Below are 10,289 nucleotides of genomic sequence, written 5' to 3' on the forward strand. Positions count from 1 at the left end.
ATCAGCTTTACGCTTCAACTGCACCAGCCGTGTTAAACAGGAGGCGTGCGTCGCGTGTGTATTGATAGCCATTCGGAGGATATACCGAAGACGGAATTTCTACGTAAATTTGAATATTAACGTAACTGTCAAGATCGTCAGTTGTGAACTGGAAGGCATAGTTGCCTGCCGTAGCAGGTGTTACGCTCGTTGCATCTACATAGCCCGCGCCATTATTAACACGGAAGGTCTGGATGTAACTGTCGCTAGTGAACTCTACCGTAACGGTAAAGGAATTGCCGTCGGCCACAACAACGGCAGGTGCCGCAATATAGCCGGATAACATCGATGGAGCGCTGCTGGTAGCCGAATAAGCCGCATACTCAATGTTGTAAGTTCCGTCATCAGGGAAGGTTGCCGCATAAGCAGGCGTGACAGCAGCAACAGCTACAACAATAAGAAGCATGAACATAACGAGATTTTTACGGAATTTGATTACCAATTCAAACACTCTCCCTTAATCGTTTTTTTGGATGGATATTCTACTGCTTACAACGAGACAACAACAAATGAACGACCCTCACACTCCTTTCCTTGTAGACGCTGTGAACCGAAAGAGGCGAACGATATCCTGTCGATAATGATAATTATTATCAATAATCATTCAAAAAAAAGGGTTCTGCGGGCAGCAATTTATGATGCCGGCAACACCTTATCATTTCAAATGTTAATTGTGAAAATGAATATCATTATCAATGTAGTCGTAAAAAAAAGCTCCTCCAAGTCCAGTGTCCCTAATTGGCAGCAAACAATTTTACCCATAATTTGCTATCAACGACATCATTGTAATAGAGCTGACTAAAAAATGTCAATACATTTTTTTGAAATTATTATTGCGTACGGAATGAGAACTGAAAAAGCTCTCGTTGATATGTACTTTACTTGATAAAAAAACAGCCGCTATCATTCTCGCAACAGAGAAAGTTAACATTGCTCTAACGTTTATTAAATACGCCGCTAATATTGCCCCCTTATAGTAAAGACATCAAGAGAGAACAGGAGGCGAAATCAGCATGATCGTATTCGATGTTGTAGTGGATGGAGAAGTAAAGGAAACGATAAAGCCGGTAAACCAGCGCTTAAAGGAAATTTATCCTTACGTGCAAGAAGAAGCCGTTCGAGTACAAGAAAAATATAGCGGAAGCATTTACTTGAGCCGCCGAGTCGAATACAACTAACGCAAAAAGATGACCCCAAAACAGAGGCCATCTTTTTTTTGCCCATATGAGCATATTCAATACTGCCAGTTTACAAACGGAAGCTTCCGTTTGTTTCTCCGCCGCCCGCCACTCGGTCGCGGAATCCTCGCTTAAATAGCAGAGATACGGAAAATCTCGCGCACAACAGAGCGAAAGCAACAAACAGCAGCGCCCATATAAAGCCTGGCAATATCGTTGCCCGGCTTAGATTCGCGGCATCACCTGCAGCTCCTGGCGATGTAATCGAGAGACTTAAAATAACGAACGGACTCAAAATTGACTCCACTAAACAAATGAATGCAATCAGCAAATAGTAGCCATGACGCAGCCATTGCGGGGCCATCGCTCCGATTACTCCAGTCACAATGGCAAATCCTGCACACCACAACATGCCGTAGCCATTGCGTACGAACAGAGCAAGACCAATCGCCGCCAGCGCCGTAACGAGATAAAGACCGGCTCTTTCATTCTTCCTTGCATACAGCCAGAACAGCAGCAGTGCAAATAACGCAGCCCCCGTATAGCCGGCAAGCGAGATCGGAATCGACATCCACGATTCTGCATAGCTCGTATAAGTGACCCCGCTCTGATTCGCGTATAAGTAAATATGATTGACCTGCCCCTTCAGCAGCAAAGCCGCCAATGCATGCCCCAATTCATGAACCAGTGTATCTACATTACGGAAAAAAGCCGAAAACGGAATAAACCTCGTTAAGATTACCGTAACCAAAACAACCACAGCTGTCTGCAGCCAAGCTCGCATCCTAATCCCTCCAAACCTTCATACCCACTTCTACTTCATTATGGCATAGGAGGTTTCATCCGGTCCCGTATTAGAAAGAAAAAACTGCGGCTCCTCCTTGTGGAAGTATGCCGCAGTTCATTTTTATTAAACGCCGTATTGCTCGATTTTGATCAAATTCGTAGCGCCTGCACGGCCAGTAGGCGTTCCCGCTGTAATGACAACATAATCGCCTTTTTCCAGCAAGCCGGTTTTGCCGCCGTTGCTGAGTGCCGTCTGGAAAATGCCGTCCGTCGATTCTGGTCTTTCCTCGCCTTTGACAGGAATAACGCCCCAGAGCAGCGCAAGCCGCTGCAGCACATTGTCATCTGTTGTGATAGCTACGATCGGCGACTTAGGACGGTACTTAGAAACCATACGCGCCGTAAATCCGCTTTCCGTAGGCGTCAAAATCGCTTTCGCGTCCAGTTCCAGTGAGGAGCTTACCACCGCTTGGCTAATGACCTCAGTAGTCGTTGTCGGCTGCTCCGAGCTGCGCTGACGGAAGCCGTCCGCATAATCAAGCATCGATTCCGCGCGTACCGCAATGGATGCCATCGTGCTGATCGACTGCACCGGATACTTGCCGGCAGCTGTCTCACCGGAGAGCATGATGCAATCCGTTCCTTGCAGCACAGCGTTTGCTACGTCGCTCACTTCCGCTCGGGAAGGACGCGGGTTCACTTGCATCGAATCCAGCATATGTGTCGCTACGATAACGGGTTTGCCCGCCAGATTACACTTATTAATCATCTCGCGCTGGATCATCGGCACTTCTTCTACCGGAATTTCAACGCCGAGGTCGCCCCGTGCAACCATGATGCCGTCAGACGCTTCAATAATTGCATCCAGGTTGTCTACGCCTTCTTCATTCTCGATCTTCGAAATGATCTGAATGTGGCTGGCTCCGTTTGCCTGAAGCAGCTCGCGAATTTGCAATATATCTTCAGCACGCCGAACGAAGGAAGGCGCGATAATATCGATACCCTGCTCGATACCGAAATGAATATGGCGAATGTCACGATCCGTTACGCCTGGCAGCGTCGTGCGGATACCTGGCAGATTGACACCTTTTCTAGGCTTGATGACGCCGCCGTTCAAAATCGTACAAAGGATTTCCGTCCCTTGAGCGGACTGTACTTCAAGTTCGATCAGACCGTCGTCCAGCAAGATTTTATCCCCTGATTTGATAACCAGTGGAAGCTCGCTGTAGTTCACGTGAATTCGATCACCGTTACCAACGATATCCTCAGTCGTCAACGTCAGCGTTGATCCTGTCTTCAGCTCGTAAGAAGCTTCCTCCAGCTTGCCGATTCGAACCTCTGGGCCTTTAATATCAAGCAAAATCGGCACGATTGCATTTGTTGCCTGTGCCGCTTCGCGTATACGTTCAATTCTTCCCGCATGGTCTTCCAGCTCGCCATGAGCCATATTAAGCCGCGCTACGTTCATTCCTGCTTGGATCATTTCCTTCAGCACATCTGTCGAGTCGCAGGCCGGTCCCATCGTACATACGATTTTAGTTTTGCGCATTTTGTCGATTCCTCCCGAAAAGAACATTGTCGTTGAATATTGTAGCGCTAATCTTCCCAACGGACTACGAAATATAGTACGCTATATGAAAAATAGTACGTTTTTGAAAGGGGCTTTTTCCATGATTCGATTTGTGCAAATCCGCCAGGACCGGGGCGTAGATTGGTTCGACGACGGGTCGCGGCCACCTGGCTCCTCTACGCTTGTACTGGCCAGCTACGGCAAATCCGTCTATTGGATTGAGCATGAAAAGGTGATTTTGGACAAAGGAGAGTCCTTATATATTCCTGCCTGCCAATCCTACTACGGCAAATGTATTCCGACTGTGTTTCATGAGAAATATGTCGTCGAATTTACCGGGGCTGATCAGCTTGCGGGACTTCCGATCGCCCAAAGCGATACTTGGGTAAAGACGAAGCTAGGCATGTACGACCTGTGTCTAGGACGAATTAAAACCGTCTATGCCGACTGGATCGACAAGGCACCCTATGCTGATATCCGCGGACTGGCTGCACTTACCGAATGGCTGGCAGTCTGGAACCGCGAGCTTGACGAGGGGACAAGCTCACCGGATATTCATCAAAGTGTAGAACGGATGAAGCAGTATATATCCGACTATTACCAGCAAAAGATAACGAAGGAAGAGTTGGGCGACTATATTCACAAAAGCCCTAACTATGCCGCCACGCTGTTCCGCCGTGTAACCGGACAGACGATTAGTGAGTTTGTTCATGCCGCACGTATCAAGAAGGCGATCTATATGCTTGTGGATTCTACGCTCACTGTAGGCGAAATCGCTGAATTTGTCGGCTATAGCGATGTCTCTTATTTTCAAAGAATATTTAAGCGGGAAACCGGGACGACGCCAACGGAATATATGCGCGATAGACCCTCTCCTACACCTTAGTATTACAATAATAACCGTTGACAATGAGTATGATAATCATTATCATTCAAAGAGGATCATATACGCAATTGATACCGATATTTAATGAATTGGGAGGCTCTACTGCATGTTTACTAGCAATCACAAAAAATCAGCTTCACTTCTTATACTTTTATTAGCGTTCTCCCTGCTTCTGGCAGCCTGCGGCGGCAATTCCAGCAAAGGCGAGAACCAAGGCGCGAAGGATTCGAATGCATCGCCTTCACCGTCAGCGAGCACCGAACCGGCAGCTGATAGAGTTGTAACCGACGCAGCCGGCAACAAAGTCACGATTCCGGCCAATCCGCAGCGGATTGTTGCTTCCTATTTGGAAGACCCGGTGCTTGCCCTTGGCACTACACCTGTCGCGCAGTGGACTTACGGCGGCGGCGGTGTTCAGGATTATTTGCAGGATAAACTCGCTGGAGTACCTACTGTAGATGATGATATGCCTCCTGAACAAGTAGCGAGCTTCGAGCCGGATTTGATTCTGGTCTCCTCTGAAGCAACCGCGCAAAAGGGGCTGTACGAGCAATATTCCAAAATCGCCCCAACCTATGTCGTCGGTGACAAGGTAAGCAACAACTGGCGTGAAGCGCTGCGGACCATTGGCGGTCTGCTTGGCAAATCCGAGCAGGCGGAGCAAGCCATCAAAGACTATGAGCAAAAAGCGGCGGACAGTAAAGCTAAGCTCACTGAAGCCATCGGTACGAAATCGGCGGCTATCTTATGGCTGACAAGCAAAAGCTTTTATCTCGTTGACGAAAAAGTATCGAGCGGTACCGTTCTCTATGATGATCTTGGCATGAAGCCTTCCAATCTCGTGATCGAAATTCCAGAGGAATCACGCGGCAACTGGAGTCCAATCGCACTGGAAAAACTCGCTGAACTGGATGCGGATTATATTTTCCTCCTCAACAGCGATAAAAGTACCGGCGATACCTCCGTTATTAATGGCCCGATCTGGAAAAGTATCCCTGCTGTAAAAGCTGGAAACGTAATTGAGCTCGATTCCAAAAGCAGCTGGCTGTACAAAGGCAAACTGGCGAACGAAAGAATCATTGACGATGTCATGAAGGCATTGGTGAAGTAACAAAGCAAAAAGGCGTTTCGGGAGCTGCTCCCGAAACGCCTTTTATTATTTTATGCTTTAGCTTTGAAGCGGTACACTTTGCTCTCAAAATCGCCGTGGAACTGAGGGAAAGGCAGACCAGCAAACATCAGCTCATCGCCTCCATATGCCTCTCCGCTCTCTTGGAGCGTGTAATCCAGCTCTGGATTAAGCCCTTTCAGAGTGAAACGGTTAAGCGGCGGCTGCGGCTGGCTAAGTACAGTCATAAAGAATACCAGCGCTTCTTGCTTATCCTTGGATACAAACATCCAAGCTGTGTCATTGCCCTCGAATGGGCTCTTCAGCCGGTAGAAATCACCAAACTGAACGATGTGACGGACTTCCTTATAGAAGGCAACCTGATCCTTCACCACCGTTTTCTCATCTTCCGTGAACTTCGTCAGATCGAGCTCATAGCCGAAGTTGCCGGACAACGCGACGTTGCCGCGCGTTTCAAGCGGAGTTGAACGGCCAACCTGATGATTCGGAACGGCAGATACGTGCGCGCCCATGGAGCTGATCGGATAAACGAGGCTCGTGCCGTATTGGATTTTCAGACGGCAGACGGCATCTGTGTTATCGCTCGTCCATGTTTGCGGCATGTAGTACAGCATGCCCGGATCAAAACGTCCGCCGCCGCCGGAGCAGCTTTCGAACAAAATGTCAGGGAAGGCCGAAGTAATGCGCTCCATCACTTCATACAGACCCAGCATGTAGCGATGCGCAGTCTCCCGCTGGCGTTCTGCTGGCAGCAGAGCAGAGCCAATCTCCGTCATGTTGCGGTTCATGTCCCACTTCACGTACGTAATCGGCGCGCTTGCAAGTACAGCCGATACCGTCTCTACGATGTAATTCCGTACATCGGCACGGGACAGGTCAAGCACCAGCTGCTGGCGTGCAGTCGTTCTTGTGCGTCCTTCAACGTGCAGGCACCAGTCTGGATGAGCACGATACAGCTCGCTCTCCGGCGAAATCATCTCTGGCTCGAACCATAGCCCGAATTGCATATCGAGGTTACGTACGCGTTGTACCAAATCCTCAAGACCGTTTGGCAGCTTCCGGCGATCAACGAACCAGTCGCCCAGCGAGCTTCTGTCGTTATCCCGTTTGCCGAACCAGCCGTCATCAAGTACGAACAGCTCAAGCCCAAGCTCCTGGCCGGCCTTGGCAATCGCTTCGATCTTGTCTGCAGTAAAATCGAAGTAGGTCGCTTCCCAGTTGTTGATCAGAATCGGACGGTTTTGATCGCGGAATTTGCCGCGCGTTAGGCGGCTGCGATACAGGTCATGGAAAGAGCGCGACATGCCGCCAAGTCCTTCAGAGGAATGCACGAGTACAACTTCAGGCGCTTGGAATTGCTCGCCCGGCTCCAGCAGCCAGCTGAAATCGAATGGATTAATACCCATGAACAACCGGGATGTATGGAACTGGCATACCTCAACTCCGGCTGTAAAGCTGCCGCTATAGACAAGGTTAACACCATATACTTCGCCATGATCTTCATCCGCGCCTTGGCCAAGAAGGGCAATAAACGGATTTTGCATGGAGCTGCTTGAGCCTCTGCGGCTCTCAATGGATTGCATGCCCGGTACCAGCTTGCGGCGGTGGATGTAACGCTCGCGCGCCCAAGCCCCCGACAGCTGAAGCATCTCATACTCATCATTCGCAAAATCAAGACTCATACTCAAAGCGCGCAATACTTTCAGATCAGCGCTGCCGTTATTGATAAGTCTAGCGGAGCGTGTGATTGCGTTGTAATTCTCAAATACAGTATATGTCAATACAACGGTCAATCCTGACAGCGCATCCTTCAACGTAATTTCCAGCGTTTCCGCTTCGTCATCGCTCTCCGTGTAGACCGCAGGCAGTCCTGCCAATTGCGGTTTGCCCTTGCGGATTTCATGCGATTCGTAACGCAGATCGGATACAGTCGTTCCGTTTGTCAGCTGTACTTGGCAGGCTGGCGAGCGGAAGTCGGAGTTGCCGAATGCCGGATACTCGTGCGGCAGTGTGTCCAGCGAAAATTCAGGATCGGTAGTCGGGCTGAACGACGAGCGTTCTTTCAGCTCCAGCAAACGCTCCAGACGGCTGCCACGAACGCGGCGGCCCCAATAAAGATGCGCAGGATAACCGCCTTTTACGATTTTGATCACATAGCTAGTGTCGCTAGATTGCAGGTGAAAAATTTGTTGCTGTGCATCAAATTGAATTCCCATGTTGTAAGCCTCCCAGGTCGTATTAACTATTTGCAGCTAGACCGCCGCAGCTTTCACGAATAATAAGCTTTGTTTCAATCGTAACTTCCATCGATGCCTCACGGCCTTTGATTCGCTCCATCAGCAGTTGAACCGCCGTTTTGCCCATTTGTTCGGTATAGGCCTTCACCGTGGATAACGGCGGACTGAGAAATGCAGACATTTCGATATCGTCAAAACCGACAATCGCCATTTCATTCGGAATGTCTACGCCATGTTCATGCAGCGCGCGCAGGGCGCCGACGGCCATCGGATCACTGCCGATAAAGCAAGCGGTCGGCCGGTTTTTTTGCAGCAGCAGCGCTTTCATTTGCTCGTAGCCGCCATTCGTCGACCAATCCCCCGCATGCAGGATCAACTCTTCCTTAAGAAGTCCTTGCTTCGCCAAACGTTCCTTGAAATGCTTGGTTCTTGGGTCGAAGCCTTCGTCGCTGTCACCGCCGATATAAGCGATCGTCTCATGCCCCAAATGCAGCAAATGATCGACCACACTATTAACGGCTTGCCGGAAATTGAGATGCACGGAGTCGTAATCACTCAATTGCTCCCAATTATCGACCAGCACAACCCGGTCTGTATGGCCGATGAGATGGACGATGGTCTCCTGAGCAATCGTACCTACCGCGATAAGTCCGCTAAGCTGATGGCCTGGTTGAAGCTCCATGCCGCTGTTCAGCCGCCATACTTTTCCAATGGATAAGCCAAGCTCCTCGCAGCGACTTTCGATGCCGCGCCGGATGGAAGCGAAGTAAGGATCACTGCTTTCCTCCTCGACCGACAACGAGAGCAGCAAACCGATTTGCTGGCTCGCCATCATCCCCTCCTGCTTCAAGCGCTTGAGGCGGGTCGGCTTGTACTGCAGCTCCTCAGCTGCCGCGAAAATCCGCGCTCGCGTGGCATCACTGACTGCCATTGAGGCGTCGTTATTCAGTACGCGAGATACGGTTGCGGAGGAGACGCCGGCCTTTTCGGCGATTTGTTTGATCGTAGCCATCGCATCACCATTTCAAAGTAATTTCCGTTCATCCGCTCCTATAGCAGCAGAGGTTTTTGCTTCTGTTTTGTTGTTTGAAACATAGGATTATTAGTTTTAGTTAATAAATTTACTAAATTACATATTAATTGTACCAAATATCTACGGCTTCCTGCAACTATTAGACTAAAATAGGCTGCGTATGCTGCAACAATAACGTCTGTGTTACGTCTTTGTGGTTACACTAACTATAGAGAATGGAGGGATTCGTTGATGACAAAAATGCTGACCCCGCTCATGCTGCTGCTTATCATGGTCTTCGCTTCCGCATGTTCGGCGGATATTGGCGGGGGAGGGACGAAGGTTCCGGCAGCCAGTTCACCGCCAGTTGTTCAACCGCCTGCCGCGACGCCGACGCCTGACTTGCAGCCAGTCACAGCCGAACAAACTGCTGAAGCTATTATTACCGCTTTGAAAAACAAAGATCATCAAGCTCTCGTTTCTTACATTCATCCGGATAAGGGGGTTCTTTTCTCTCCCTATGCCCATATTGATACGGCCAGCGCCAAAGTGTTTAAAGCAGATGAACTTCCTGGCCTAGATGATTCTACCGTTTACTATTGGGGAGATTACGACGGCTCCGGTGAAGCGATATCTTTAACTTTCAGCCGCTATTACGACAAATTTGTATACGATCAGGATTTTGCCGCGGCTGAAACGGTCAGCATAGATACTATCGTCGGCAAGGGCAATTCACTAATCAACATCGAGGAAGTTTTTCCCGGCAGCACAACGGTGGAATATCACTTCAGCGGCTTTGACCCGCAATACGAGGGTATGGACTGGGAAAGCTTGATTGTAGTATTGGAGCAGGACGGCTCTGTCTGGCACTTGAGCGCCATCGTCCATTCCAGTTGGACGATTTGAGTGATCGTTGTGGCTCCCGCTAACTGAATGGTTCATGGCTTACTGCTACAGTGCTTATCGCCCCTCGTGTTCTATGTGAGCTGCAAAAACGACATTTGAAGGATGACTGTCTTCTGTATCTAGCTAGGGTTGTTTGCCGCGATGGCACCGCGGTGCTCGGTCACACATCGGCGGTCAAACCTCCAGCGAAGCGGATTCGCTTTTTTGCGAAGGTAATTTCGCTGCGGGGCGGGCCAAGACTAGTTAGTTGGCGGACAGCGAACTTTATTTCGCTTTTCGAGAACCAAGGTTCGCCAATAGCGAAATTTGGTTCGTTGTGGACATACAGTTGCTGGGCGGCGGGGCTCTATTACGAATATGGCTTCGCTATTTAGCGAAGCTGGTTCGTTAGGGCATTTCCGTGCTCGCTAAAGCTCGGATTAGGGTTTATTGCTCCGACAGTTAGGTTTTATGCTCCAACTCACGCTACAGCGAATTGGATTCGCTTTTTTGCGAAGGTAATTTCGCTGCGGGGCGGGCCAAGACTAGTTAGTTGGGGGATAGCAA

General features: G+C 49.5%; 9 protein-coding genes. 4 read left to right on the top strand and 5 right to left on the bottom strand.

Annotation, left to right across the window (positions count from 1 at the left end):
- Positions 1-7 precede the first annotated feature (7 nt).
- Positions 8-481 (bottom strand): NEAT domain-containing protein, encoded by a 474-nt coding sequence (locus tag TY10_RS26245; RefSeq protein WP_042170534.1) that lies wholly within the window; start codon positions 479-481, stop codon positions 8-10.
- Between the two features lie 571 nt (positions 482-1,052).
- Between TY10_RS26245 and TY10_RS30665 the strand changes: the two genes are divergently transcribed.
- Positions 1,053-1,217 carry a mechanosensitive ion channel protein MscL gene (locus TY10_RS30665; protein ID WP_155986058.1) on the top strand — a complete coding sequence of 55 codons (165 nt, stop codon included), beginning with the start codon at positions 1,053-1,055 and terminating at the stop codon, positions 1,215-1,217.
- A gap of 70 nt (positions 1,218-1,287) precedes the next feature.
- Here TY10_RS30665 and TY10_RS26250 read toward each other — a convergent pair whose 3' ends face one another.
- Together TY10_RS26250 and pyk are read right to left on the bottom strand one after the other, a co-directional pair.
- The gene (locus TY10_RS26250) at positions 1,288-2,001 is read right to left on the bottom strand and encodes a M50 family metallopeptidase (RefSeq protein ID WP_042170537.1); all 714 of its coding nucleotides are present in this window, start codon (positions 1,999-2,001) and stop codon (positions 1,288-1,290) included.
- Between the two features lie 126 nt (positions 2,002-2,127).
- Positions 2,128-3,552, bottom strand: a complete 1,425-nt coding sequence (gene pyk, locus TY10_RS26255) for a pyruvate kinase (RefSeq protein WP_042170540.1) — start codon at positions 3,550-3,552, stop codon at positions 2,128-2,130.
- A gap of 121 nt (positions 3,553-3,673) precedes the next feature.
- Between pyk and TY10_RS26260 the strand changes: the two genes are divergently transcribed.
- Together TY10_RS26260 and TY10_RS26265 are read left to right on the top strand one after the other, a co-directional pair.
- Entirely contained in the window at positions 3,674-4,459 is a 786-nt protein-coding gene (locus TY10_RS26260; RefSeq protein ID WP_042170543.1) for a helix-turn-helix domain-containing protein, read from the top strand.
- Positions 4,460-4,565: 106 nt separating this feature from the next.
- Positions 4,566-5,570 (top strand): iron-hydroxamate ABC transporter substrate-binding protein, encoded by a 1,005-nt coding sequence (locus TY10_RS26265; protein WP_042170546.1) that lies wholly within the window; start codon positions 4,566-4,568, stop codon positions 5,568-5,570.
- A 50-nt stretch (positions 5,571-5,620) separates the two neighbouring features.
- Here TY10_RS26265 and TY10_RS26270 read toward each other — a convergent pair whose 3' ends face one another.
- Together TY10_RS26270 and TY10_RS26275 are read right to left on the bottom strand one after the other, a co-directional pair.
- Complete coding sequence (locus TY10_RS26270; protein WP_042170549.1) at positions 5,621-7,804, bottom strand: alpha-galactosidase; 2,184 nt, start codon at positions 7,802-7,804, stop codon at positions 5,621-5,623.
- Positions 7,805-7,826: 22 nt separating this feature from the next.
- Positions 7,827-8,837 (bottom strand): LacI family DNA-binding transcriptional regulator, encoded by a 1,011-nt coding sequence (locus TY10_RS26275; protein WP_042170551.1) that lies wholly within the window; start codon positions 8,835-8,837, stop codon positions 7,827-7,829.
- A 252-nt stretch (positions 8,838-9,089) separates the two neighbouring features.
- Between TY10_RS26275 and TY10_RS26280 the strand changes: the two genes are divergently transcribed.
- Positions 9,090-9,743, top strand: a complete 654-nt coding sequence (locus tag TY10_RS26280; RefSeq protein WP_052350781.1) for a hypothetical protein — start codon at positions 9,090-9,092, stop codon at positions 9,741-9,743.
- Positions 9,744-10,289: the final 546 nt, after the last annotated feature.

The sequence above is a fragment of the Paenibacillus gorillae genome, from assembly GCF_000513275.1.
Classification (GTDB): domain Bacteria; phylum Bacillota; class Bacilli; order Paenibacillales; family Paenibacillaceae; genus Pristimantibacillus; species Pristimantibacillus gorillae.

Coding starts and splice junctions, on each gene's coding strand:
- TY10_RS26280 (WP_052350781.1), top strand. CDS start 9,090: ATGACAAAAATGCTGACCCCGCTCATGCTGCTGCTTATCATGGTCTTC.
- TY10_RS26260 (WP_042170543.1), top strand. CDS start 3,674: ATGATTCGATTTGTGCAAATCCGCCAGGACCGGGGCGTAGATTGGTTC.
- pyk (WP_042170540.1), bottom strand. CDS start 3,552: ATGCGCAAAACTAAAATCGTATGTACGATGGGACCGGCCTGCGACTCG.
- TY10_RS26270 (WP_042170549.1), bottom strand. CDS start 7,804: ATGGGAATTCAATTTGATGCACAGCAACAAATTTTTCACCTGCAATCT.
- TY10_RS26250 (WP_042170537.1), bottom strand. CDS start 2,001: ATGCGAGCTTGGCTGCAGACAGCTGTGGTTGTTTTGGTTACGGTAATC.
- TY10_RS26275 (WP_042170551.1), bottom strand. CDS start 8,837: ATGGCTACGATCAAACAAATCGCCGAAAAGGCCGGCGTCTCCTCCGCA.
- TY10_RS26265 (WP_042170546.1), top strand. CDS start 4,566: ATGTTTACTAGCAATCACAAAAAATCAGCTTCACTTCTTATACTTTTA.
- TY10_RS30665 (WP_155986058.1), top strand. CDS start 1,053: ATGATCGTATTCGATGTTGTAGTGGATGGAGAAGTAAAGGAAACGATA.